The organism is Tetragenococcus muriaticus DSM 15685, from assembly GCF_000423785.1.
Classification (GTDB): Bacteria; Bacillota; Bacilli; order Lactobacillales; family Enterococcaceae; genus Tetragenococcus; species Tetragenococcus muriaticus.
The window spans coordinates 126804-153345 of sequence record NZ_AUIQ01000001.1 but is presented as its reverse complement, the minus strand read 5'-3'; the positions used below and the strand labels follow the sequence as shown (position 1 = coordinate 153345).

The window sequence follows — 26542 nt, the reverse complement described above, 5'->3', positions numbered from 1 at the left end:
GTACAAACCTGGCAAAGCTGGTACAAAACGTTGTATTGATAGGTTTTATTTTTCCTATAGATACAACTTTTTAGAAGAGCACTCTAAAGTTTTGTATCTATGCCGGACTACATATGAAATTGCCGCATAGATAAATGATCTATGCGGCTTTTATTGTTACTAAGACAGTTGCCGCAAAGACAATTGTCTTTTTTTATTGCATGAAAAAGATAATAGTGCTCTTTTACAATAAAATACGTAAGAAAAGAGGAGAGAAGATGAAAAATAGAGGTCTTATTTTAACAGTTATCGTGATATTTGCCACACTTATTATTACTTTTGTTTTTGAGATGGGCAGAACAAGTACGGTTGATGAAGCAAATACAGATGGAGAGGATAAAACTGTGGGGATATTACAATATGTGAGTCATCCGGCTCTAAATGAAATCAGACGAGGAGTGGAAGACGGTCTCGAAGAATCAGGATATACTCAAGGCGAGAACTTAACGATTGAGTATCAAAACGGACAAGCCGACCAAAGTAATTTAGATACGATGAGTCAACAGCTAGTTCAGCAAGACCCGGATGCTTTAGTAGGCATTGCTACTCCTGCAGCTCAAAGTTTGGCGAATACAACTCAAGATATTCCCACTGTTTTAGGAGCTGTCACAGATCCGGTAGGTGCCAATTTAGTCGATGACATGCAAGAGCCAGGAGGCAACATCACTGGAGTTTCGGATAAGGCACCTGTTGATCAACAAATGGAGCTGGTAGAAGAACTGCTACCAGAAACTGACAACATCGGAATTTTATATTCTTCTACTGAAGATAACTCAGAATATCAAGTAGCTGAAGCCACAGAAGAAGCTGAAAAAGCCGGTTTTCAAGTGGAAGATTATCCAGTGCCTTCCACCAATGAAATTACACAAACAGTACAAAACATGGCCAACGAAGTCGATATGATTTATGTTCCATTAGATAACACGATTGCCAACGCCATGCCTACAGTAGTAAACGAGGCTAATAAAAGTGACACTCCGATTATTCCTTCGGTTGATACTATGGTCGAACAAGGCGGGTTAGCTACTATTGGCGTCAATCAATACGATTTAGGAGTTCAATCTGGAGAAATGGTTGCCGATATTCTAGATGGCGACACGGAACCTGACACTACGCCAGTTTATACGTTTGATACAGGCGATGTCATTATTAATGAAGAACAAGCTGAAGAGTTAGATATTGAATTACCAGATTCTATTACAGAAGATGCCACTTATGTAGAGGAGGAAGACGAATGATTATTTCATCCATTGGACAAGGTTTACTATGGAGCGTGCTTGGTTTGGGAATATTTATGACTTATCGAATTTTAAATTTCCCAGATATGACAACAGAAGGCTCATTTCCCTTAGGGGGAGCAGTATGTGTAACAGCCATTATAAATGGCATTCCTCCGATTGTAGCTACACTTTTAGGCGTTTTAGCTGGTATGTGTGCAGGATTGGTCACTGCCCTACTGTATACTAAAGGAAAAATTCCAGTCATTCTATCTGGCATTCTTGTGATGTCTGCTTTAAATTCTGTTATGTTGTTTGTTATGCAATCCCCCAATCTATCTTTATTAAATCAGTCTAGTGTCTTGGGCTTTTTTACAAATATAGGGTTACCTACAAACTTTGATATTGTATTTTTAGGTCTGTTAGTGGTTATTGTGATCATTGCGATATTGTTCTTTTTCTTTAATACAGAGTTTGGACAAAGCTACATCGCAACAGGGGATAATGAAGCAATGGCTAAATCATTAGGTATCAAAACAGATCGAATGAAAATTACTGGGATCGTACTATCAAATGGTGTTATAGCCTTAGCAGGCGCGCTAATTTCTCAAAGTGATGGCTATGCAGATGTAAATAAGGGCACTGGGGTAATTGTTATTGGTTTATCTTCCATCATTATTGGAGAAGTTTTATATGGAGAACTCACTTTTTTTGAACGTTTAGTGGCGATTGTTATCGGAAGCATCATTTACCAATTGTTAATTTTGCTTATTATTCGTTTAGGTTTTGACACAACTTATCTCAACTTGTTCTCTTCTATCGTATTAGCTTTATGCTTACTGATTCCACGGTTTAAAGAGAAACTACAATTAAAAACAGGATTTGAAAGCGAGGGTGAAAAATGAGTGTTTTAGAAATGCGTAATGCTGCGAAGTTAATTAATAATGGTCCTAAAGAAAAAAAGACCTTATTGGATCATATTGATCTGTCTATTAAAAAAAATGATTTTATTACAGTATTAGGCGGTAATGGAGCAGGAAAGAGTACTTTGTTTAATACTGTTTCTGGGTCAATGCCATTATCTTCTGGGAAGATTTTTATCGGTGACAAAGAGGTGACCCAATTAAGTGAAGAAAATCGAGCATCTTCTATTTCTCGTGTTTTTCAAGATCCTAAAATGGGAACAGCACCACGAATGACTGTAGCAGAAAATCTTTTATTAGCCAAAGGGCGGGGAAAAAAACGGCGGTTACGCTTGCGTCAGTTAAAGCAAAACTTGGACCACTTTTACCAAATAACTAAAGAAGTTGGAAATGGCTTGGAAAATCACCTACACACCCCCGCCGGTGATTTGTCAGGTGGACAAAGACAAGCGCTGAGTTTATTAATGGCAACGATTCAGACACCTCAATTACTTCTTTTAGATGAACATACTGCAGCACTTGATCCTAAGACATCAAAGTTATTGATGCAGTTAACAGATCAGCGAATTCAAGAACAACAATTAACTTGTTTAATGATTACACATCGAATGGAGGACGCGCTACAATATGGCAATCGCATGATTGTGATGCAAAAAGGAGAAATTATGCAAGACTTAAATGAAGAAGAGAAAGCGAAGCTATCGATGCCAGATTTGCTACAGTTTTTTGAGGAAATCAATTGAAAATTAAAAAAATTGTTGACTTTTCTTTCCCTATACTAGGATCAATCTCAATTCAGTTTGGAGCGATTATTATGATAAAAACAACGCAAATACAACTGAATAATTTTTACTTTAGCTATTTTAGATAGGTTTGTATTCATAAAACATGGATACAAACACGACAAGCGTTTGTATCTATGATGGCTAAAGGAATTTGAAGTGACAAAATAGGCCGCATAGATCAATAAAAATCTATAGCGAGCCGTAAAAATTTCTGATGATATTACACTTTATAAGGGTGTTCGCTATAGTTTTTGACTTAGCGAACACCCTTTTTTAATTTTCTGGATTTGAATGTCTAAAAGTAAAGCAAGGGAGGACAAAATGGAAATACAAATTAATGGAAGCACCCAATTAGTTGGATTTTTCGCTTATCCAGCTAAACATAGTTTATCACCTAAAATGCAAAGTTTAGCTATGCAATTAACTCACACCAATGCTATTTATCTCGCTTTTGAGATACAAAAAGAGCAGTTAGATGCAGCAATTCACTCGATTTATACTTTTGATATGCTAGGCGCTAATATATCGATGCCAAATAAAACAGAGGTTTTGAAATATTTAGATAACTATACACAGAGTTGTGATTTGATCGGAGCAGCCAATACGATTGTAAACCGTGACCAACAGTTGTTGGGGTATAACACAGATGGCATAGGTTTTATTCGAAGTCTACAAGCCGCAGGTGTTACTTATAAGAAAAAAACTATGACAATTTTAGGGGCAGGGGGGGCAGCTACAGCCATGATCTGCCAAGCAGCTTTAGAAGGTGTGGCAACCATCCATATTTTTAGTCGACTAGGCCCGCGTTTTGACAAGATGAGAGAAAAAGTGAAAGAAATCCAGCAAAAAACAAATTGTAAAGTTACTTTAACGGAAATTTATGAGGAAAAATTAGTAAAAGCAGCTATTGATGAATCAAATATTTTAGTCAATGCCACAAGTGTTGGCATGCAAGAAGACGAGTGTCCAATCAGTGATTTTTCTGTTTTGCGAAAGGGATTAGTTGTTTATGACGCTATTTATCAACCAAGAGAAACCTTCTTACTCAAACAAGCAAAAAAGCGTCAAGCAATGGGGATAAACGGAATAGGAATGCTTTTATATCAAGGTGCTGCTTCTTTTGAATTATGGACACATAAAAAGATGCCGGTTGAAAAAATACGTCCTCTTTTGGAAGAAACAGGTAAATGATTGAAATGTCTTCAATCATTGATAGGAAAGACCAGTTTATAAAATATAAGAAACGGAGAAAGACTATGATTATTATTATGAAGCCAAATGCGACAAAAAAACAAGTAACGACCGTTATTGATCGAGTGAAAGATATTGGATTAGATGTTCAAATCAATCAAGGCGAACAATAAGTGGTTTTAGGTTTACTTGGAGATACTCGAAGTGTCCAAGATATTGCTTTTCGAAGCTATGAAGGAGTAGATACCACGATCCGTATTACCAATACGTACAAATTAACTTCTCGCGAATTTCATCCACAAAATACTGTTGTAGATGTAGAAGGGATGAAAATCGGAGATGGCAATTTCATTACAATGGCAGGCCCTTGCTCAGTAGAAGGACTTGAACAAATTCGCCAAACGGCACAAATTGCTAAAATGGGAGGCGCTCAGATTTTGCGAGGGGGAGCTTTTAAACCTCGAACGTCACCCTACGCTTTTCAAGGACTGGAAGAAGAGGGATTGAAATACTTACGGCAAGCGGCTGACGAATTTGGCATGAAAGTCATCACCGAAGTTATGGATGAAACACATATTGATCTCGTTGCTCAATATAGTGATATTTTACAAGTTGGAGCACGGAATATGCAAAACTTTAAATTATTAACGGCTGTGGGAAAAACCGGTAAACCAGTTGGGTTAAAACGGGGGATATCGGGTACTATTAATGAATGGCTTAATGCGGCCGAATATGTGGCGGTTTCTGGTAAAAGTCCTGTCATTTTCATTGAACGAGGTATTCGGACTTTTGAAGATGCTACTCGGAACACTTTTGATCTAAGTGCAGTTCCTTTGATTAAAAAGTTGAGCCACTTTCCAATTATTGTTGACCCAAGCCATGGAACTGGAGTTTGGGATTTAGTTCCTCCCATGGCACGAGCTGGTGTTGCTGCTGGTGCAGACGGTATGATTGTTGAGATTCATCCCGACCCGGAAAACGCTTGGTCCGATGGGCAGCAATCCTTAAATGAAAAAAATTACAGACAAATGATGAAAGAAATTCAAGTATTAAGTTCCGCTATGAAGGAAATTTCTTCACCACAAGAGCTCACAGTGAGGAGGGAAAGATGATAATTACGGTAAATCTAAAAGATCATTCGTATCCTATAAATGTGCAACGTAACAGTTTAAAACAGAGTGGTGTTTGGGTGAAAAGTATTTGGGCTAAACAAAAAGTAGCGCTTGTTACTGATAATACAGTCAATCAAATTTACGCTCAACAAGTAAAAGAGTCATTAGACTCTAATGGGTTTCAAACAACGGTCATGGTTATTCCAAGTGGTGAGACGAGTAAGTCTTTAGAAATGACAGACTTTCTTTATCGTAAACTAGCCCAAAATCATTTCACTAAAAACGATGGAGTGATCGCTTTAGGTGGAGGTGTAGTTGGGGATTTAGCAGGATTTGTGGCTGCTACTTATATGCGTGGAATTCATTTTTTACAGTTTCCAACAAGCTTATTAGCTCAAGTGGATTCAAGTATTGGCGGTAAAACTGCTATTAATATGACGGCAGCTAAAAACTTAATTGGCACATTTTATCAACCAGATGGCGTACTTATTGATCCTGCAGTTTTAGATACTTTGCCTCAAAGACGTTTAAGAGAAGGCGTAGCTGAAATTGTAAAAGCAGCTGCTATTGCGGATGTTGATTTATGGCAGTTACTTGAGCGTATAAGAAATAGTACTGAATTGAAACAGCGCGCTGAAGAGATCATCATTCCGGCTTTAAAAGTGAAACAGCAAGTGGTAGAAAAAGATGAGTTCGATCAAAATCAACGTTTAATTTTAAATTTTGGTCATACGATTGGTCATGCCATTGAAAAAACAGCGGGTTATGGCACGATTAGCCACGGTGAAAGTGTAGCGATTGGTATGATAAAAATAACGCAGCAGGCTGAAAAAATGGGACTAACCCCCAAATATACCACACAAAAGCTACAACATATGTTAAGTAAGTTTGACTTGCCAACTACGTTGACTGATTTTAACCCGAGACAGATTAAAGAAACAATTAACCACGATAAAAAGGTGCGGGAGGGGCAATTAAATATTATTTTATTAGAAAAGATAGGACAGGCAAAAATTGTTCCTATTTATATAGATACGATTGAAGACTATTTACAAAGTTCATAAATAATCAGATAAAAAGGAGAAATGAATATGCGCTATATGACAGCAGGAGAATCTCACGGACCGGAACTAACTGCAATTATTGAGGGCTTACCAGCTGGTATGCCTTTGTCAGTTGAAGATATTAATTACGAGCTTGCTCGTAGACAAGTCGGTTATGGCCGCGGAGGTCGCATGATAATTGAAACGGACCAAGTTCAAATTACCTCAGGTTTACGCCATGGAAAAACTTTAGGTTCCCCCTTAACATTAGTTATTGAAAATAAAGACTGGAAAAATTGGAAAAAAGTTATGGGAGTAGAAAGTGTTCCTGAAAAGCAAAAAAAGATGCGCCGCGTTTCTCGTCCTCGTCCTGGTCATGCAGATTTAGTAGGAGGTATGAAATATCATCAACAAGATTTACGAAATGTGTTAGAACGTTCCTCTGCTCGAGAAACAGCACTACGCACAGCAATTGGTGCGGTTGCTAAAAAATTGCTAACAGAACTTGATATGGAGATTGCAGGCCATGTACGTACATTAGGTGGGATTGAGGCAACGATCCCCGAGGCCATTTCAATTCAGGAAATTAAAGATAAAGCAGAAGCTTCTGATTTGAGAGTTGTCGATACGACAATTGAACAGCCCATTCGTGATTTAATTGATGAAACAAAGAAAAACGGCGATACAATCGGAGGAGTTATAGAAGTTTTGATAGGGGGTATTCCAGCAGGGCTGGGAAGCTATGTCCAATGGGATAAGAAATTAGATGCCAAAATTGGCCAAGCAGTCGTTAGTATTAATGCTTTTAAAGGTGCAGAATTCGGCGTAGGATTTCAAGCTAGTAAACTTCATGGCTCTGAAATGATGGATGAAATTCTTTGGGATGAAGAAAATGGTTACACACGTCGTTCCAATAACTTAGGTGGTTTTGAAGGAGGGATGACTAATGGAGAGCCTATCATTGTGCGTGGGGTAATGAAACCTATCCCAACGTTGTATAAACCTCTACAAAGTGTGGATATTGATACTAAACAACCTTACAAAGCAAGTGTAGAGCGCTCTGATAGTACGGCTGTACCAGCAGCTAGTGTTGTTTGTGAAAATGTGGTGGCAACAGTGATTGCTCAAGAAATTTTAGAGAAATTTTCTAGTGATTCATTTACTGAATTACAAGAAGCAGTAGCTATTTACAAAGAGCATTTAAAAAATTATTAGGAGATTCTCACTATGTCTAAACAAACAGTTATGATTATAGGACTTGGCTTAATTGGTTCGTCTTTAGCCGTGTGTATAAAAAAGGAACATCCTGATGTCTTGATATATGGTTGGGATAATTCTCGTAATACAAATAAAATAGCAATAGAAAATAAAGTTGTTGATCTTCTTCCTAAGAACTTTGACGAGACTGCACAAAATAGTGACATTATAGTACTGGCTGTGCCCGTAAATACTACACAATATTATTTACAAAAATTGTCAAAAATAGGTTTAAAAAAAGAGACGATTATTACAGATACAAGTAGTACTAAACAGGAAATCGTTCATACAGCAAAATATTACAACTTAAATTTTATCGGTGGTCATCCAATGGCAGGTTCTCATAAATCTGGAATTTTCGCATGTGATGAAAACCTGTTTGAAAATGCTTACTACATTTTTACACCGATAAAAGAGGAACAAAAAGACCAAATGAAACAGCTAGAAAATTTATTCTTAGGGACACGAGCTAAATATATATTATTAGATCCCAAAGAACATGATGAAATAACAGGGATGTTAAGTCATTTACCTCACATCATAGCTTCTGGTTTAGTCAACCAAGCAGAGATCTTTAAACAACAACATCCAAGAGCTATGCAATTAGCTGCTGGTGGTTTTCGCGATATTACTCGCATTGCTTCTTCTGATCCACAAATGTGGACAGATATTTTATTAAATAATCGAGAGGTTTTATTACAAATGCTCACTCAATGGCAAAAGGAAATGTCCCAACTTTCATTCTGGTTAAAAAATAAAAAGGCAGAACAGCTTTATCATTTTTTTGAACACGCTAAGGCTACACGGGATCATCTTCCTAGTAATAAAAAAGGCTCTATTCCGGCTTTTTATGATTTATTTGTGGATGTCCCGGATAAACCAGGAAGCATTGCTGAAATTACCAGTTTGTTAGCCAAATCTTCCATTTCTTTGACAAATATTAAAATTTTAGAAACGCGAGAAGAAATTATCGGCATTTTACAGTTAACTTTTAAAAACGAGAAAGACTTAATAAAAGCAAAGGCACATATCGAAAATAAAACAAATTATCATTGTCGCTTGCAATAGGAGGGAACTATGCGATTAATACAAACGGAATATCTACAAGGAAGTGTTGACATACCAGCGGATAAATCAATTGCACATCGTAGTATTATGTTTGGTGCAATTGCTGAAGGTGAAACTAAGGTGACCAATTTCTTACGGGCACAGGATTGTCTAAATACATTGCAGGCTTTTAAAGATTTAGGAGTGCCTATTTATGACGAGGGGGAAACAATCACGATTACTGGCGTAGGAGCTAAAGGTTTATCCCCAGCTAAGCAAACAATTGATGTGGGAAATTCTGGTACGGCGTTGCGTTTGCTTTTAGGGATTCTTGCAGGTACAACTTTTGAAACTACATTAGAAGGGGATGCTTCTTTAAATAAACGTCCAATGGAGCGAATGATGATCCCACTAAGCCAAATGGGAGCAACAATCACCGGAGCGTTTCATAGTGAATTTCCACCAATTACAATTCAAGGGACTACTCAATTAACTCCAATTGAATATCATATGCCAATTGCTAGCGCACAGGTAAAATCCGCTATTCTTTTTGCCGCTTTGCAGGCTGAGGGCATGACTAAAATTATTGAAAAAGAAACTTCTCGTAACCACACGGAAGAAATGATTATTCAATTTGGCGGAAAAATTCAAACAGATGGTAAGGTCATATTTTTGCAGGGTCCTCAGCAATTAAAAGGACAAGAAATGACAGTTCCTGGTGATATTTCCTCTGCTGCTTTCTTTTTAGTGGCAGGAGCAATTGTACCTAATAGTGAAATTATTTTAAAAAATGTTGGGATAAACTTTACACGCACAGGAATTATCGATGTCATGAAGCAGATGGGGGCCAACATACAAATTGTAGATAATGATTTAATGAATCAATCAGCGACATTAATCATAAGTTCCTCCAGTTTAAATGCAGCAACGATCAAAGGAGCAATGATTCCTCGCTTAATTGATGAATTACCTGTCATTGCTTTATTAGCAACACAAGCCCAAGGAACGACGATTATAAAAGATGCGCAAGAATTAAAGGTAAAAGAAACCAATCGAATTGACGCTACAGCTCAAGAGCTACAAAAAATGGGAGCTAATATACAAGCAACACAAGACGGTTTAGTCATTCAAGGAAAAACAGCTTTACATGGAGCAAAAGTTTCTAGTCATGGAGATCACCGTATTGGAATGATGTTACAAATTGCTGCTCTTATTAGTAAGGAAGAGGTTCAACTAGAAAATCCAGAAGTAATCGCGATTTCATACCCTAATTTTTTTCAGGATATCAAGCAGTTGGTGAAAAGGACGGAGTAACTATGGAAAATATTATATTAATTGGCTTTATGGGCGCTGGAAAAACAACTATTGGACATCTTTTGGCTCAAGAGTTAAATACTCAACAACATGATTTTGATGAAATTTTAGTGGAAAAAATAGGAATGAGTATTGATGATTATTTTAGATATTTTGGAAGCGAGTCTTTTCGTGAAAATGTCTTCTATTTAAAAACTGACTTTGAAGAATTGATCCATCGCATTTCTTCAGATCAACAAAACCTACGTCCCTTGGCAGAATCTAAAACTTCTGATGAGATTCACGAAACTTACCTTCCACGGGTTACATTATATGAAGAAAGTGCAAGATTTATTATTGAGACAAGCAAAAAACAACCGAAAGAAATTGTCCAAGAAATTTTAGATAAAGTAGAGGTATTGTAAATGAAAATTGGCTATTTAGGACCTAAAAATTCTTTTACTTTTCAGGCAGCAAACAAGCTTTTTGAAGAAAATAAACTAGTACCTTTTGCTTCTATTCCACTAACAATTGAACAACTTGAAAATAAATTTATAGATTTTGCCGTAGTACCTATTGAAAATTCACTGGAAGGTTCTGTACGTGCAACGATAGACTATTTGTTTGAGCAATCGGGAGTTACTGTGAAAGAAGAAATCATTTTACCAATACAACAACAATTAATAGGTATAAATTCAATAAAGCAACCACAAAAAATTCTTTCTCATCCACAAGCTCTTGCGCAGACAAAGCAATATTTAAAAACTTACTATCCAGAAGTTCCCTTGGAAGCTGTAAACTCAACAACTTTTGCAGCGCAGTATATAGCAGAACACCCTGAAGAAAATCTTTTAGCGATTGCTTCTGAAAAAGCGGCAGAAGAATATAATTTAAATATTATAGCTTCAAATATCCAGGATAATGCCACCAATCAAACACGTTTTTGGGTATTAAGTCTTGATAAAAGTAGTCAAATAACTATGAATCTCCAAGAGAAAAAAATATCCTTATTTGTGACATTACCAGCAAACGTACCTGGTGCGCTTCATCAAGTATTATCTGCTTTTGCTTGGCGAAAAATTGATCTTTCAAAGATTGAATCACGGCCTTTAAAAACTAACCTAGGAGAATACTTTTTTATTATTGATATCGTACTGGAAGAAAATGAAACTCTCATTGAAAATGCAATCAAAGAAATTGTGTTATTACAAGTTAAAGTCCAATGGGTCGGAACTTATCCTATAAATAAATTCACTTAAGCGTCTTGTTATAAGTATCTTTAGCATATTTTTTGTTAAAATGTTTTTAAAAGATCTGACACTTTTATTTTCCTTTATTATGTAAGTATTGTATGCTATTAATGAATAACGGTTTGGGGGAAAATAAATGAGCCGGATGGATAGACATAGACATGAAGAAGAAAAGCAATCCCAAAATGAAAGGGAAAATATTTTTGCTCGCAGACAGCGGAAACACTCACGCAATGAAGAACCTGATTATATACAAGACGATAGAACAAGTAATCAAGCTGGTTGGCAACAATCAGATGATGATTATGACCAAACTTATAACACAAGCAACCAACAATACACAAAAACGGGGCCTCCTAGTAATGGTTCTAAAAAAAATAAGAAGAAACCACGTAAGAAAAAGAAGCATCGTTTCCTACGATTCATTCTTACACTCTTAATATTTTTAATCGCTTATTCTGGTATCTCTTTTTATTTAGGACAAAAAGTTGGTGAAGAAGAGGAGGGTAACTTCCCAGAAGCTGAGACTTTCAATGGTTTCACAGGTGAAGATGGATCAAACAATATTTTATTAATTGGTAATGATAGTCGTGGAGAAGACAACGCGCGTGCCGATTCCATAATGGTTTTACAATTAGACGGACCAGCGAATGAGCCTAAACTTATTTCTTTTATGCGAGATACTTATGTTAATATACCTGGTGCAGGAGATAATAAGATTAATGCTTCTTATGCATATGGAGGTGCTGATCTTCTACGTCAAACAATCTCTCAAAACTTTGGCATTGATTGTCAATATTATATGACGCTTAATTTTGAAACGTTCGAAAAAGTCATTGACACTTTATTTTCTAATGGCGTAGATATTGATGCTGAAAAAGATATGAGTGAAAATTTAGAAGTTCCAATAGAAGAAGGTCCGCAAAAAATGGATGGACTGACACTGCTACAATATGCTCGTTTTCGGATGGACGAAGAAGGAGATTTTGGACGAGTTCGTCGCCAACAACAAGTCATTTCTGCTATTTTTAGCGAATTCAAAAATCCTATTTCCGTATTAAAATTACCTTATGCTGCGGGAAAGGCAATGGGATATTCAGCAAATGATATTCCTTTAAGTTTTCTAGTAAAAAATAGCTTTTCTATTATGAAAGGTGCTTCAGGGGTAGATCGTTTGAGTGTACCAGCAGAGGATACTTGGAGTAATGGACAAAACTTGGATGGATCCAGTATCCTATTATTTGATCAACAAGCAAACCAACAAGCGATTCAAAACTTTCTAGCAAAATAATAACAAGTGCTTCCAAATAAATGGGCTTTTGTGCTATGATAAAGGTTGAAGTGTGAAAAATGCTTGAAATTGAAACGAGGATAAAGGATGAAATTAGCAGTTGTCACTGATAGTACGGCTTTCTTACCAGAGAGAGTAAGAGACCATCAAGATTTATTTGTAATTCCTATCCCAGTTATTTTAGATGGGAAAGTTTATAATGAAGATGTTGATATCAAAGCCGATGAATACTATAAATTAATGAAGAAAAGTAAGGAATTTCCCAAAACGTCGCAACCAACTTTTGGTGAAACATTAGATTTATATAAGAATTTAAAAGAAAAAGGATATGATACAATTATAAGTATCCACTTATCCTCTGGTATTTCGGGCTATGTTACAAATCTCAATAGCATTAAAGATAGCGTAGAAGGATTAACAGTGATTCCATATGATGCACAAATAACGAGCATGCCAATGGGGCACATGGTAGAAGCTAGCTTGGATATGTTAGATGCTGGAAAAACATTAGATGAAATCTTGACTTATTTAGATATGATCCGATCGAGTACTTATGCTTATTTCATTGTTGATGATTTAAATAACCTCGTACGGGGAGGGCGTTTGACAAATGGTGCTGCACTAATTGGCGGGTTATTGAAGATAAAGCCAGTGTTGACGTTTGAAGATGGAAAGATTGTATTGTTTGAAAAAATAAGATCGACCAAAAAAGCTCTTCGACGTTGTGAAGAAGTTATAGGACAGCGTAAAGAAGAAATCGGACGTCCAGTGAAACTGTATATCATTCATGGGAATAATTTAGAGTTGGCAAAAAAAGAAAAAGCTCGTTTAGAAAAGAATTATTCTGATATTACTGTAGAAATTGGCCATTTTGGCCCTGTGATTGGTACGCATTTAGGGGAGAAAGCCCTTGGTTTTGCTATATGTGCTGAGTGATAGGATTGTGGGTCGACCATAAAAAAATTATGTAAACTAAAAATAATAATATAAAACGAACGTACAGAATTAAAATATCTGTACGTTCGTTTTTCATTTCATTAATCTTTATATAATAAAACTTTGTCTTCTGGGAAAGTAGGGAATTTATTCATTGGAACTGTCCAGTCTTGTTCAGGTATAGAGAATTGATAGTCATTGACTAATTTATCACTAAAAACACGTAAAGTATGCAAGGTAATCCATTCGCCAGCACAACGGTGCATGGCACGAAAATCTCCGCCCCCTTGAGCGATCATTTCATATTCTTCATCATAGGAGATTTGCTTGGTGCGTCCTACATAACGATTTACTATAAATGACTCTGGATCCTCTATTGAACGAGCGTCGTGGTTTGTCCCATAAAGATCTAATACGACCCAGCTTCCTTCTGGTACCGCGTATCCATCAATGTCTACCTCTCTTTTACTGATAGCAGGAACCATTGGGAAAAATGGGTAGTAACGACGTGTCTCTTGGATAAAAGAATCTTGTAAATGGTCAAAGTTTTGTTTTAATTCCTTATAAACGTTATTTGGACCAAATAACGCATGGCCTATTAGGTTGACCCAAACTGTGATTGCAACAGTAGGACGAATGATATTTAAAAAGTCCACTGCAGCAATGTTAAGCGGTAGTCGATTGCCATCAACATCTGTTGCTTCAGCAAAAGCATACAAAGGAACATTTTCTTTACCAGGAACTGGATTATTGCGAGCTTCAGCAAACAAATCTTGCGCCCATTTTTCAGCTTTTTTGCGTCCTTCTAAGCCTTGTACATGTTCACTTACTGAATTTACAGTTCCTTCAAACATATCAACTTGAGTATCAGCTAACTCGTCAATTTCTTCATCCGAATATTGTCCTAAGTTAACACCGGCCCATTTACAAATTGCTTTAAAAAGGACATTTTTGGTTAAATGATATAGTTCAAATTGACCAGTTTGTGCATCTAATTCTTGAGTCAATGTTTCTTCTAAAGTTTTGCGGTAATCTTCCATTCGATCAGGGGTCATTAGATCCATAAATACGCTTTTACGTTTGTAATGTTCTTGACCATCTAATGTCTGTACGCCACCTTCACCTTGGAGCGTTTTTAAAATTGGAGTAGGCATAGCTTTATCTCGTTTGAAATTTTCAGCGTCATAAAACTTTTTTGCTGCCTCTTGTCCGTAAATAGCAATAATCTCTTGGTTCAAAAGTGAAGCTTTTACAACAGGAGCATTAACTTCTTTACGCAGCTCGCTTAAGACTTCATAACCTGAATTGTAGAGGTCCTTTAATTCGGTTAATTTTACTTTTGTTTCAGGGATCTCTTGTAAAGCCATTATTGTCATTCCTCCTTATAATATAACTACAATTTCAGTATAACGTATTTTTAAAAATGGAACAAACATTTGTCATTTTACTATGCTTTCTCTTTTGGTGTATTTTTATTATAATTGAATTTGAATGAGGAGGCAGAAAAATGATATATGTTATTGGAAATTTTATTTTATTTTGTGCCATCGGAGTTATTGTTTTTTATACAAACAAAATTCATCATATTCAAGATGAAAATACCTCTCAGTATGAATATTGGGACACCTTGGTACGTGGACAAAAGTTTAAAAATTATTATATGACAAAAATAAATAGGAATTATTAATATGAATTTAAATGATTGATGGAGGTTAGTTCGATATAAAAGAGGGACCATAAGCTTAATTTATGAAAAAAACAGTATAAATTGAATAAGTTAATAATATAAATATTCACACATAACTTTGTATAATCTATATTATGTAAACTAAAATAGTAAAAATTAATTTACATTGTTCGAGAATTCAACTCACGCTCCTCCTTTTATATAAAATAAAAAAGCATGCAAGAATTTTTCCTACATGCTTTATTGAAACCAATATTTAATTAAATAAATCTGAATGCGTTCCTGTTCGTAACAAATAAAGATACTCTTCATCAATTTCATAAATCAACAACCAATCAGGCTGAATATGACATTCCATACTTCCATCATAACGTCCGCTTAAGATATGATTTTTATACTTTACGTCTAATTTTTGTTTATTTTCTAAACAGTTAACAACATACTTTAATTTTCGCATATCCAAACCTCGTTTAGAACACAACTTAACATCCTTTTTAAACCTATTAATAGCCTTAGTTTTTAACATATACTAAATTCCTAATTCTTTCCACAATTCTTCAGAGCTAGAATAAGAAGAAGCATTAGTTAAATCTTCTTCTAACGCTTTAACTGTCTCTTCATTAGGAACCTCAGGACGTTTCATTTCAAAAGGCAGACCGTTATTCCAAACAACTTGTTGATAAAAAATTCTCATTGCAGTCGAACGATCAATACCTAAATCATTAAAAATATCTTCTGCTTCATCAACCAACTCTTTATTTATGCGAGCTTGGACAACTTTATTTTCATTTTTTTCTTTTAGACTTTTACTCATATTTATCACCTCAAATAGATTATATTACAAACGACTGCAAACTGCAAGCAAATTGCAAACTGTAATCATTTTATAATCTATTTCTATCACCTAAAACCTTTCTCTATCCACCTTTTGGAACGCTAGATCTTAAAAATATGCTAAACAAACAATAGAGAGTATTAAGCTTAGTACATTATAGTATCATCAACATCTTTCCCTTATTTCAACAAAGAAGTTATTTCGTTAAATCGACTTTTTTTCCGATAAAATAAATAATAATGCCACCCACCGTCATTGAAAGCAATTCACCAATGCCGATAATTAACCAATTATAAAAGAACGGTAAATCATACAAGAACGTTAATTGTCCAGCAACTGTAAACATTGAAAGTGCAAAGACAACGGTAGTAACGATCATTTTATATTTCATATTTTGAAGACGTTTTGTTAACTGGTGGTTAATGACCAGTACTAAAAAAGTGCTTACACTTCCAACAACAATATCTAATAAGCCATTCGGCGAGGAGAAATTAGCGATAGCAACATCTAATGTAACTGCCCAAATATACTGTTTATTGTACAACGCTAAAAAATTGAACATCTCTGATAGCCGAATTTGCACTGCACCAAAACTAATAACAGACAATGCAACTGTTACGACTACGTATAAACTTGTTACCAATGCCATTTTGGCTACTTCTTGTGTTGTCCAGTGAGTAACTGAATGTGCTTTTTCTTTATTCATTTCTTTTTCTCCTTTGCAAGGGCTTGCCTTGGTAATAACTGCGACCAAAGGATTGAAGTGTCACAGTGTGGAAAACCACTAGTTCCATGATAACGAAAAAGGCTCAATTTGCAAGCTGTTTTTATTTTAACAACCAACCACCGTCAACTGGCAGAATCGTTCCCTGCATATAACGAGAGCTTTCGCTGGCTAAAAATAGTGTCACTGACGCAATTTCTTCTGGTCGTGCCCAACGTTTAGTCGGCGTTTCGTCAGCTACCCATTGGGCCATCGTACCGTCGCCTTCGAAATCTGCAGCGTTCATTGGCGTTTGAATTGCTCCTGGCGCAATGCCATTGATATGAATTCCTTTCTCTGCATAATCTAAGGCTAATTGTTTCGTAAAGCCAGCAATTGCATGTTTAGCTGAAGTATAGGCAATACCTCCACCTCCAGCAACAAAACTTGCTATTGATGCGATGTTAATAATCGTTCCAGAAGATTTTTTTACCATCTGTGGAATGATTTCTTTAGTTATGACAAACATACTTGTTAAATTAGTTGTTAGAACTTTTTGCCACAAGTTGATATCAGTTTCTTCAATTGTTTGATAGGCATCTAAAATTCCAGCAGTATTCAATAGAATCTCAATATCGCCGAAGTACTGCTGACAAACTAAAACCGCTTCTTGACAAATATTTACTTGGGTTAGGTCTCCAGAAAAAGATTGAAAATGCGGATTATCACTCAATTTACCGAAATCCGTTTGAATATCTACACCAAATACAAAACTACCAGCTTCTAAAAATGCGCTCGCTTGTGCATAACCGATTCCTGAAGCAGCGCCTGTAATAAAAACAACTTTATCTTGAAACTCACTCATGCTTTTACTACTCTCCAATCCTCTGCTAAAAGATCACAAACAGTTGGTAGAAAGATTGAAAATCCCTCATCAGATGTTTTAATCAAAAAATAAGGGGTCACTGGACAACCATCGTATTCTTCATCTGAAACCAGAATCACGTATAATTCAAAACCACTCCAACCCTCGCGAATAATTTTTTCTCCTTGCTTTAACTTTGGTAAAATTTCTTCAAATGTCATTTGTTATTCCTCCATTTTTTTACTAGTTGTAACATAAAACAAACTAAAGAAGCACCCATTCTAACAAATCGTATGTGACCAATGTATATACATTGGTGGTGCAGTGATGTATAATAGAATTATCAATAAAAGGAGTGATCAATATGAGCGATAAAAACCATAATGATACCCGTTTAAGCATTCGTATTGACGAGGAACTAAAAGAACAAGCTAAAGAAGTTTACAATGAGCTAGGTATGGACTTAACAACTGCCGTCACTATTTTCCTTAAACAGTCTGTAAGAGAAAACAGCATACCTTTCCAACCTCATTTAGAAAATCCTGATAATATTCAAGCTAGACAGGAAGCAAATTCAGACAATCTTGAAATTTTTGATACAGTAAAAGAACTTATGGAGAGTTTAAATGCTGAAGATTAGGTACACACCACTTTTTAAAAGAGATTATAAAAAGATACTAAAAAAAACATTATAATCCAAAAAAATTTGAACAGGTTATGGAATTGCTAATTCATAGACGTCAAAGTGAACTTACTAGAATTTACAAGGACCACGCGCTGACGGGGAAGTGGCAAGGCTTCCGTGAACTGCATATTGAAAAAGATTGGCTGCTCATTTATAGGATTGACAGTAATAAACTTACCCTTACTCTCACCCGCACCGGCAAACATGATGAATTATTATAGCAAAGTAGTCAATAAACATTAATTCATTGTCTACTTTGTTTTTTATTTTTGTTCCTTTGTCAATCTATTACAAAATGGTGATTTGTTTTCAATCTTTTGCGACATCCACCCAATCTTTTGCAGACGAATATTTTTCTAATTCGTTAGGTGTTAATTCCACCGCGCTTTGGCTATCTCCGGCTGCAGGATAGATCCAGTCAAAATCTCTTAGTGATTCGTCTAAGTAGACATCCACATTAGGTTTTATCGCAAAAGGACATACGCCACCAGGTGAATGCCCAATAGCTTGTTCGACAAAATCTTTAGGAATCATTTTTGCTCTTTTCCCAAAAAAGGATTTATACTTTTTATTATCAATTCTAGCATCTCCTGCCATCACAATAAGAATATTTTGCCTTTCATTCAATGTAAATGACATCGTTTTTGCAATTTTTTCGGGTAAACAACCTAATACTTGGGCTGCTTGATCTACTGTTGCACTAGATCCAGTCAAAATTTTCACTCGATTTTCCATTTCTAGTGTGGAAAAATATTCTTTTACGCGCTCTAAAGACATAAAACATTCCTACCTTTCATCATCTTGTCCTATTTTATTAAAGCAAATTAGGAGCAATGACACTAACTCCACTCCTCTACTTACAATCATTCAAATTTAACTTAATGACTACATTACAATAAAAATATCTGCAATTCAATTTCAAATTATTTTCTTTTTTCCAAAAATTTTATTTTTGCTCAAATAAGATAAAAAACTTCATTCAATAGGAACTTTTCGTTTCTGAATTGAATGAAGTTTCCCTTTATACCCAATATTATTGGTAATGTTGAAAAATATAGTTATTTAAAGCTGCTTTCTAGTTATGTGACTGTATTTTGCTTTCGTCCAGCTAAAAATTCTGTTAAATTATCAACGACAATATCTAATAATCGTTTCCTTGTTTCCTGTGGCGCCCAGGCTATGTGTGGTGTAATGTAACAATGCTTAGCTGTTAGTAACGGACTATCTTCATTGATTGGCTCATATTGTGCTACGTCCATTGCTGCAGCAGAAAGCTGTTCAGTATTCAAGGCCTCAGCAAGGTCTGCTTCATTGATCAAACCACCACGTGCAGTATTAATCAAAATGGCAGTATTCTTCATTTTTTGTAGTGAAGAACTATTGATCAACTCTTTTGTATCAGGAGTTTGTGGTACATGTAAGCTAACGACGTCAGACTGACTTAATAGCTCATTTAAGCTAACTTGTTGTAACCATTCAGCTTTATTATCTCTAGGACGATGGTTATAAAAGATGACTTTCATTCCAAATGCATGGCCAATTTCAGCAACTTTTTGTGCAATTCGCCCAAACCCAACAAGCCCTAGCGTTTTTCCTTGAAGTTCTGTCAGTGGTGTAGCAAAGAAACTAAAATCAGGATTGCGCGACCATTGTCCTTCATGTACTAAACGGTTGTGTAAGCCGACTTGACTTGTGATTTCCAACAACAAAGCAAATGTGAACTGAGCTACAGCCTCTGTTCCGTATGCCGGAACGTTAGTTACTGTAATTCCAGCTTTAGCTGCTGCATCAATATCGATGATATTATAACCAGTAGCTAAGATACCTATATATTGTAAATTAGGTGCCGTGTTAAGAACTCCTTCATCTAAAGGCGTCTTATTCGTCAAAACGATTCGCGCATCACCGATCCGTTCCAAAATTTCTTCTTTATCATTAAATGATGTTCTATCATATATCTCGCATTCACCTATTTCCTTTAATGGTCCCCAATCAATGTCCCCAGGATTTAAAGCGTATCCGTCTAAAATGACAATTTTCATTCATCAATACCTCCCAATGTTATATTAATTTTATTCTTCTTTAAATCATAACATTATAATTATTCCTTTTCTAACAACTAAGAGGCGCATTTAGAAATGGATAAAAAAGTATAGGCGCTATTTTATTAGCTCCTATACTTTTTCAAAAATTATTTCATATTATAATAAAAATGGATCATTCATTGGATCGGCCAAATAGGAAGGGTCCTCAATGTTTGTATCGCGCCCTTCAGGTCCCAAATCTTTTGCAGTTTCTGGCGTAGCAGGTTCTGTTGGTACGTTTAAAGTCTCATACCCACGAGCATTTGCTTCATCATTGGCTTGTTCCGAATCACGAGGCGTTGGTGTTAAATCAACATCTTTTAGGTCGATTCCTAATGCTTTAGCAACGCCTGCGCCATAATTAGGATCTGCTTGATAACAATTATTGATATGACGATGCTTAATTTGTAACGTACTATCTCCCATATTACGAGCAGTATTTTCAAATAGTACAAGTTGTTGTTCTTTCGTCATTTTACGGAAAAGCATACCAGGCTGAGTATAATAATCATGATCGTCTTCTCTAAAATCAAAATTTTGTACATTTCCACCCTGCATTGGTGGATACTCCATGGATTTATGATCTGTATAATTTCCGTAGCTATTAGGCGTATAATGAACTTCACTACCAAGATTTCCATCCATACGTCCTTGTCCGTCGCGACTATAAGGATGAGGATTTTTCACTCCTCTAGGAGAATTAACGGGTATTTGATGATGATTTACACCAACCCGATAGCGTGCTGCATCTTGATAGGCGAAAACGCGAGTTTGTAGCATGCGGTCTGGAGAAATACCAATCCCAGGTACTTGTGCTGCAGGGTTGAACGATGCTTCTTCCACATCTTGGAAGTAATTCTCTGGATTTTTATTTAATTCGAATTCTCCTACTTCGATGAAGGGAAAATCTTCTTTGTACCAAACCTTTGTCAGGTCAAAAGGATTATAGTCTAATTGATCAGCTTCCTCTTCTGTCATCACTTGAATATACATTTTCCATTTGGGATATTTGCCTTGTTCAATCGCATTATACAAATCCGCTTGATGAGATTCACGAGTATTCGCATTAACAATTTCTGCTTCCTGGTCTGTTAAATTCTGTATCCCTTGCTGAGAACGAAAATGAAATTGTACCCATACACGTTCATTATCTGCATTAACCATACTATAAGCATGAGAACTAAAACCATGCATAAAGCGATAAGAAGAAGGTATTCCCCTGTCACTCATAGTAATGGTTACTTGATGCAACGACTCTGGCAATGATGTCCAAAAATCCCAATTATTGTTAGGACTTCTCATATTGGTGTGTGGGTCTCTTTTAATCGCACGATTTAAATCAATAAAGTGTTTTGGATCTCTATGGAAAAACACGGGGGTATTATTTCCAACTAAATCCCAATTCCCTTCTTCTGTATAAAATTTTAAAGCAAAACCACGGATATCACGTTCAGCGTCTGCAGCACCACGCTCACCAGCAACAGTGGAAAAACGAGCAAACATTTCGGTTTTTTTACCTATTTCGGAAAAAATGCTGGCTTTGGTATATTTAGTAATATCGTGTGTTACTGTAAAGGTTCCAAAAGCGCCTGATCCTTTGGCATGCATACGACGTTCAGGAATGACTTCACGATTAAAATCGGCAAGCTTTTCTAATAGCCAAACGTCTTGTAACATACTAGGACCACGTTGACCTGCTGTCATCGTATTGTCATTGTTGAAAACTGGAGCTCCAGCATTTGTTTGTAATTCTGGATTGTTACCAACATTTTGGTTACGACTACTTTGATAAGAATCTAACCCATTTTTAGCCATAGGGTCTTTTTCCATATAAAAATCTCCTTTTTTCTCGTATAAATATATTATCCGCGTTTTTTTATCCACTGTCAATAGTTGTAAAACCTTGCTTATTTGATTGAATTTTCTATTATAAAATATTTTTTACATAAAAAAAGACATATGATGAAATAATCACCATATGTCTTTTGAACTGTGTCAAAATTACCAAATCTTAACGCCAAATAGCTCTTTGATTCCTGACAAAATCAACGTAGGTAATGCAGGAACAAATAGAACTAACAGATAAACATAGCCATCAAGTGGAGCTGTACCCATAACTAAGTTAAAGAATGGGATAATTGTTACTAAGAAAGAACTGATTCCAGCGAATAAAACAGCAGCCACTAGATATTTATTTTCAAATGGATTTCGTTCAAATAAGGTTCTTGTACTACGAGCATCAAAAACGTGCCATAACTGTCCATATACTAGTGTTAGAAAGGCTACTGTTTGTGCTTGGCTATCTGACATACCTTGGTGAGCAGCCCAAAGGAATGCTACAAATACCATTAGTCCCATAAAGATACCACGGATTAATACACGAGACCAAGTATAATTAGCTAATATTGATTCATCTGGATCACGTGGTGATTCTTCCATAATATTTGCTTCAGGAACATCATAACCTAGGGAAAAGGAAGGGACTGCGTCACTGACCATGTTCACCCATAATACCATCAATGCTGATAAAGTTGGTGTTGCGCCAGGAACGTTTCCAATTGTTTGAGTGAAAAATAGCAATCCTATTAATATCGAAAGCACTTCAGCAACGTTGGTTGTCAGTTCATGACGGATAAAGTTTTTAATGTTACCATAAATCGTCCGTCCACTTTTGACTGCATTTTCAATGGTTGTAAATTTGTCATCTAGCAACACCAAATCTGCTGAATCTTTTGTTACTTCTGTTCCTGCGACACCCATTGCAATACCAATGTCTGCCACGCGTAACGCAGGAGCATCGTTGACACCATCACCAGTCATAGCTGTGATTTGACCATAGTTTTGTAATTGTTTAACAATACGTTGTTTATGTTCTGGTGACACACGAGCATAGACATTAGTTTCTTTTACCGTTTCATACAATTCATCATCGGACATTTTTTCAATATCTACGCCTTTAACAACAGGAGCAGATTTACTATCAACGATGCCTAAGTCATACGCAATAGCTCGTGCTGTCTTTTCATGGTCACCTGTAATCATAACCACTTCAACATTAGCATTGTGCAACGTTTGAACAGAAACTTTAACTTCTTCACGTGCAGGGTCAATAATTCCTGCGACCCCAGTTAAGACAAGAGAATGCTCAAGTGTATCTGTTGTTCCGTTCAAGGCTTCATCTTCAGTAATCTCTTTTTGTCCAACTGCTAATGTACGTAAAGCGTCATCGGCATAATCATCTACGATGGATAAAAAGTTGTTTCTTTCTTCTTCTGTCTTGTCAACTTCACCATCTTTTAAAATACCATTGCTACGGTTGATCATAACATCCGGTGCGCCCTTAGTATACAAGGTATATTTACCATCGTTTTCCTTTACAATGACACTCATCATTTTACGGCTACTTGAAAAAGGTAGCGTGCGAACAATTTCTTTGTCTTGTTGCAAATCTTCGCGACTAATATTTACTTTCTTCCCTAATACAGTTAAAGCAACTTCAGTCGGAAGTCCTAGAGGCGTATACTCTCCGTTGTCATTTTCTTGGACGGAAGAATCATTACACAATACGGCGCCATATAAGAAGGCTTTTGATGTAGCGACTGGATCGTCATTATCTTGATTTTTAACTTCTCCATTAGGATTGTAACCTAGACCAGTTACTTCATATTTATGGCCATTGGCATAATATTGAACAACGGTCATTTCGTTCTTAGTTAATGTTCCTGTTTTATCGGAACAAATATAGGAGGTAGCACCTAATGTTTCTACACTATTTAATGACTTAATTAATCCCTTGTTTTTAGCCATAGCGCTAGCGCCGATGGTTAATACAATAGATAATACAGCCGGTAAAGCATCTGGAATAGAAGCGACTGCTAGTGCAATTGAAGTTGATAGGACAGAACCAATCGATGCAAAACTAAGTTCACCTGCTTGAATAATTCCCATAATAAGAGTAAAGATAACAATAATCCCAGAAATGAACATAAGGGTTTTTGTTAGTTTATTAACGGTATTTTGTAGAGGAGAAGGTTTTTCTTCAACAGATTCAATCATTTGAGCAATATTACCTAATTCAGTATTTGCCCCTGCTGCAACAACAACGCCAGTTCCTTGTCCGTTGGAAACAGTAGAACCAGAAAAGCCCATATTGGTTCGGTCACCAAGTTCGACATCTTCACTGATTGCTTCCGTACCCTTTTCAATAGCGTCAGCTTCCCCAGTTAAATGAGATTCAATGACTTGAAGTTCGTTTACATCTAGCCAACGAACATCTGCTTCAACAAAGTCGCCAACTTGGTTACTTACGATGTCGCCAACCACCATTTCGTTAACAGGAATCGTTTGCCACTTCCCGTTACGTAATACCGTAGTGTTTCGGGTATTCATTTCTTTTAGTGCATTTAGACTCTTCCGAGCACTAATTTCTTGCCAAAATCCTAGAAATGCATTAATGATAATTAAGATAAAAATAGCTGCTGCTTCATATAGTGACTCATATCCAGTTTCTAAATTACCTTGAATTTGAATATCATGAAAAGCACTTAATGAAGATAAAACAATTGCTCCCATTAGTACAATGACAATAGGTTCCTTGAAGTTTTTAAGAAAGACCTTCCAATAAGGGTCCTCTTTTTTTTCAGGTAGTTTATTCTCACCGTATTTTTCACGTTGTTGAGTTACCTTTTCGTCTGTTAACCCATTCTGTAAATCAACCTGAAAGTCCTCTATGACTTGATCTTTTGTTTGTTGATAGAGTTTCACTTTCTTCATCCTTTCTAGTTTATTTATAAAAAAGCATACAAAAGCGCAAGCAAACAAGGTCTTCCTCGCCCTTGGAAGACATGTCTTGAAAGCTTGCGCTCAACCTGTTTGCTTATTCGTATAACACTTATATACTATAGCAAAAAGTATTCTTTTTGTCTAGGAACTTTCTTTTTTTACTAGAAAATTCAATGTTCGTCTAATAAGCAAATATAAAAGCAGTTCCTCTTAATTTTCTTTAATGGAGCCGATTAAGGCTTCTTTATTAGCTGGTGGGTTCGCTAATAAATTACGAACATCGTCTAGGTCTACAGATACATTCCAAAGTAAAACACCAGCTAAACGATCTTCTTTTAAGAAATAAACGATCGTTCCGTTGTCTCTGGTATCAAATACTTGTTCTAAGTTTGGATCTAATGTACCAATAGCTTGCCAAGAAATCGAGAATATGTTGGAGTAAAAGTAAGGAGTGCGGGTATAAACTTCATGAGCTCCCGCCATGTTTCTTCCTACTTGATCTCCAGAGTTTCTAGCATGATCCACGTGTTCAATTCTTTGGTAGCCTAATATTTTATCAGGATAATAAGCAATATCGCCTGCAGACCAAATCGATGGATCACTTGTTTGCAAATATTCATTGACCTCTACGCCATCACCGTCTAATTTTAATCCACTAGCTTTAGCTAAAGCAATTCTTGGAGAAACGCCTAAGCCTATAACAACAGTATCTCCAGTGAGTTGTGTGCCGTCATCTAAAGTAACTACAAGCTGGCTCCCATCGCGTTGATAAGACTCTGCTTTTTTACCATTTATCAATTCGACATCATTTTTTTTGAATGTGTCTTCATATTCAGCAGTAATGGATTCTGGAAACTGATTTTCTCCTAATGTATTTTCTAAATAAACCATGGTAACTTTGGTATTATTTTGAGCTAAAGCGGCTGCAACTTCACTACCAATATAGCCGCCCCCTACGACGATCACATGTTTATTATTTCCGCTAAATTGGCGCAATTTTCGATAATCTGACCAGTCTCTAAATACAATCACATGTGGATCATCTGGCCCATCGATGGTCATTGGTTCACCACCTGTAGCAAGTAACAATTGATCATAATAAACAACTTCGTCATCACCTAACTGAACATTTTTATTACTTCGATCAATTTTATTAACGGTAGTGTTAAAACGAAAAGCTACATTGGCTTGGTTCTCTGCCCCAACTCTTATGTTTTCTTCAGTAAACTCATCGTCTAGCCATAATTTTTTACTTAAAGCAGGTCGTTCATAAGGAACGTCAGCATCTTTTGAAATTACGAGAATAGAACCAGTAGGATCTTCTTTACGAATACCGTTTACAGCGTAACCTGCGACCATGCCGCCGCCGACAATGACATATTCGTACGTATTATTATTTTCTAAATGACTCATATTTTTCCCTCCATAAAAAGATTTTCTTTTTAACGATACATCTATTGTAATATAAAAAAGAAAAATATAAAAAAATATCGCTTTTTAACAATAAATAAAAAATA

26 protein-coding genes, 1 pseudogene and 1 other annotated feature are annotated in these 26542 nt (G+C 36.1%); of the genes and pseudogenes, 16 read left to right on the top strand and 11 right to left on the bottom strand.

The window, feature by feature from the left end; genetic code table 11:
* The first annotated feature begins 257 nt into the window (after window positions 1–257).
* From trpX to G577_RS0100670, 13 genes and pseudogenes are all read left to right on the top strand, one after another.
* Window positions 258–1277 (top strand): tryptophan ABC transporter substrate-binding protein, encoded by a 1020-nt coding sequence (trpX, locus tag G577_RS0100730; protein ID WP_028789486.1) that lies wholly within the window; start codon window positions 258–260, stop codon window positions 1275–1277.
* Entirely contained in the window at window positions 1274–2161 is an 888-nt protein-coding gene (locus G577_RS0100725; RefSeq protein ID WP_028789485.1) for an ABC transporter permease, read from the top strand. Before trpX ends, G577_RS0100725 begins: the two co-directional genes overlap by 4 nt.
* Window positions 2158–2922, top strand: a complete 765-nt coding sequence (locus G577_RS0100720) for an ABC transporter ATP-binding protein (protein WP_028789484.1) — start codon at window positions 2158–2160, stop codon at window positions 2920–2922. Before G577_RS0100725 ends, G577_RS0100720 begins: the two co-directional genes overlap by 4 nt.
* A 363-nt stretch (window positions 2923–3285) precedes the next feature.
* Window positions 3286–4155 carry a shikimate dehydrogenase gene (gene aroE, locus G577_RS0100715; RefSeq protein ID WP_028789483.1) on the top strand — a complete coding sequence of 290 codons (870 nt, stop codon included), beginning with the start codon at window positions 3286–3288 and terminating at the stop codon, window positions 4153–4155.
* Window positions 4156–4220: 65 nt separating this feature from the next.
* Window positions 4221–5267: pseudogene (aroF, locus tag G577_RS10815) on the top strand (3-deoxy-7-phosphoheptulonate synthase).
* Complete coding sequence (gene aroB / locus G577_RS0100705; protein WP_155988465.1) at window positions 5264–6331, top strand: 3-dehydroquinate synthase; 1068 nt, start codon at window positions 5264–5266, stop codon at window positions 6329–6331. Before aroF ends, aroB begins: the two are co-directional and overlap by 4 nt.
* 27 nt (window positions 6332–6358) lie before the next feature.
* Window positions 6359–7525 carry a chorismate synthase gene (gene aroC, locus G577_RS0100700; protein ID WP_028789481.1) on the top strand — a complete coding sequence of 389 codons (1167 nt, stop codon included), beginning with the start codon at window positions 6359–6361 and terminating at the stop codon, window positions 7523–7525.
* A 12-nt stretch (window positions 7526–7537) separates the two neighbouring features.
* On the top strand, window positions 7538–8635 hold the full coding sequence (locus G577_RS0100695; RefSeq protein ID WP_028789480.1) for a prephenate dehydrogenase: 1098 nt from the start codon (window positions 7538–7540) through the stop codon (window positions 8633–8635).
* A gap of 9 nt (window positions 8636–8644) precedes the next feature.
* A complete protein-coding gene (gene aroA / locus G577_RS0100690; protein WP_028789479.1) occupies window positions 8645–9928 on the top strand; it encodes a 3-phosphoshikimate 1-carboxyvinyltransferase in 1284 nt (427 codons plus the stop codon).
* 2 nt (window positions 9929–9930) lie between these two features.
* Window positions 9931–10332, top strand: coding sequence for a shikimate kinase (locus G577_RS0100685; protein WP_028789478.1), 402 nt, complete (start codon window positions 9931–9933; stop codon window positions 10330–10332).
* Window positions 10333–11166 (top strand): prephenate dehydratase, encoded by an 834-nt coding sequence (gene pheA, locus G577_RS0100680; protein WP_028789477.1) that lies wholly within the window; start codon window positions 10333–10335, stop codon window positions 11164–11166.
* 127 nt (window positions 11167–11293) lie between these two features.
* Window positions 11294–12448, top strand: a complete 1155-nt coding sequence (locus G577_RS0100675; RefSeq protein ID WP_028789476.1) for an LCP family protein — start codon at window positions 11294–11296, stop codon at window positions 12446–12448.
* 87 nt (window positions 12449–12535) lie between these two features.
* The gene (locus G577_RS0100670) at window positions 12536–13384 is read left to right on the top strand and encodes a DegV family protein (protein WP_028789475.1); all 849 of its coding nucleotides are present in this window, start codon (window positions 12536–12538) and stop codon (window positions 13382–13384) included.
* A gap of 101 nt (window positions 13385–13485) precedes the next feature.
* Here G577_RS0100670 and G577_RS0100665 read toward each other — a convergent pair whose 3' ends face one another.
* Window positions 13486–14751, bottom strand: coding sequence for a cytochrome P450 (locus G577_RS0100665; RefSeq protein ID WP_038027545.1), 1266 nt, complete (start codon window positions 14749–14751; stop codon window positions 13486–13488).
* 140 nt (window positions 14752–14891) lie between these two features.
* On the opposite strand from G577_RS0100665, the gene G577_RS0100660 reads away from it, so the two are divergent.
* Entirely contained in the window at window positions 14892–15071 is a 180-nt protein-coding gene (locus G577_RS0100660) for a hypothetical protein (protein ID WP_028789473.1), read from the top strand.
* 256 nt (window positions 15072–15327) lie between these two features.
* Here G577_RS0100660 and G577_RS0100655 read toward each other — a convergent pair whose 3' ends face one another.
* The 5 genes from G577_RS0100655 to G577_RS0100635 form a co-directional block, all read right to left on the bottom strand.
* Window positions 15328–15597, bottom strand: a complete 270-nt coding sequence (locus G577_RS0100655; RefSeq protein ID WP_028789472.1) for a type II toxin-antitoxin system YafQ family toxin — start codon at window positions 15595–15597, stop codon at window positions 15328–15330.
* A 3-nt stretch (window positions 15598–15600) separates the two neighbouring features.
* Window positions 15601–15885: a type II toxin-antitoxin system RelB/DinJ family antitoxin gene (locus G577_RS0100650; protein WP_051176571.1), complete on the bottom strand. Its 285-nt coding sequence runs from the start codon at window positions 15883–15885 to the stop codon at window positions 15601–15603.
* Between the two features lie 217 nt (window positions 15886–16102).
* Window positions 16103–16612 carry a QueT transporter family protein gene (locus G577_RS0100645; RefSeq protein WP_028789470.1) on the bottom strand — a complete coding sequence of 170 codons (510 nt, stop codon included), beginning with the start codon at window positions 16610–16612 and terminating at the stop codon, window positions 16103–16105.
* 121 nt (window positions 16613–16733) lie between these two features.
* The gene (locus tag G577_RS0100640) at window positions 16734–17474 is read right to left on the bottom strand and encodes a 3-oxoacyl-ACP reductase (RefSeq protein WP_028789469.1); all 741 of its coding nucleotides are present in this window, start codon (window positions 17472–17474) and stop codon (window positions 16734–16736) included.
* On the bottom strand, window positions 17471–17695 hold the full coding sequence (locus G577_RS0100635; protein WP_028789468.1) for a DUF2829 domain-containing protein: 225 nt from the start codon (window positions 17693–17695) through the stop codon (window positions 17471–17473). Before G577_RS0100635 ends, G577_RS0100640 begins: the two co-directional genes overlap by 4 nt.
* 143 nt (window positions 17696–17838) lie before the next feature.
* Between G577_RS0100635 and G577_RS0100630 the strand changes: the two genes are divergently transcribed.
* Window positions 17839–18114: a type II toxin-antitoxin system RelB/DinJ family antitoxin gene (locus G577_RS0100630; RefSeq protein WP_028789467.1), complete on the top strand. Its 276-nt coding sequence runs from the start codon at window positions 17839–17841 to the stop codon at window positions 18112–18114.
* 77 nt (window positions 18115–18191) lie between these two features.
* A complete protein-coding gene (locus G577_RS11670) occupies window positions 18192–18380 on the top strand; it encodes a type II toxin-antitoxin system RelE/ParE family toxin (protein ID WP_081930185.1) in 189 nt (62 codons plus the stop codon).
* Between the two features lie 88 nt (window positions 18381–18468).
* Here the strand turns inward: G577_RS11670 and G577_RS0100625 are convergent, their stop codons facing one another.
* From G577_RS0100625 to G577_RS0100605, 5 genes are all read right to left on the bottom strand, one after another.
* Window positions 18469–18936, bottom strand: a complete 468-nt coding sequence (locus G577_RS0100625) for a YbaK/EbsC family protein (protein WP_028789466.1) — start codon at window positions 18934–18936, stop codon at window positions 18469–18471.
* A gap of 302 nt (window positions 18937–19238) precedes the next feature.
* Complete coding sequence (locus tag G577_RS0100620; RefSeq protein ID WP_028789465.1) at window positions 19239–20201, bottom strand: D-2-hydroxyacid dehydrogenase; 963 nt, start codon at window positions 20199–20201, stop codon at window positions 19239–19241.
* Between the two features lie 159 nt (window positions 20202–20360).
* Window positions 20361–22073 carry a catalase gene (locus G577_RS0100615; protein WP_028789464.1) on the bottom strand — a complete coding sequence of 571 codons (1713 nt, stop codon included), beginning with the start codon at window positions 22071–22073 and terminating at the stop codon, window positions 20361–20363.
* Between the two features lie 171 nt (window positions 22074–22244).
* Window positions 22245–25007 carry a cation-translocating P-type ATPase gene (locus tag G577_RS0100610; RefSeq protein WP_028789463.1) on the bottom strand — a complete coding sequence of 921 codons (2763 nt, stop codon included), beginning with the start codon at window positions 25005–25007 and terminating at the stop codon, window positions 22245–22247.
* 59 nt (window positions 25008–25066) lie between these two features.
* Window positions 25067–25112 (bottom strand) — a sequence feature (sodium ion sensor (DUF1646 type); this cis-regulatory element may regulate processes involved in with the transportation of sodium ions).
* A gap of 123 nt (window positions 25113–25235) precedes the next feature.
* Window positions 25236–26438, bottom strand: coding sequence for an NAD(P)/FAD-dependent oxidoreductase (locus tag G577_RS0100605; RefSeq protein ID WP_028789462.1), 1203 nt, complete (start codon window positions 26436–26438; stop codon window positions 25236–25238).
* Window positions 26439–26542 lie beyond the last annotated feature (104 nt).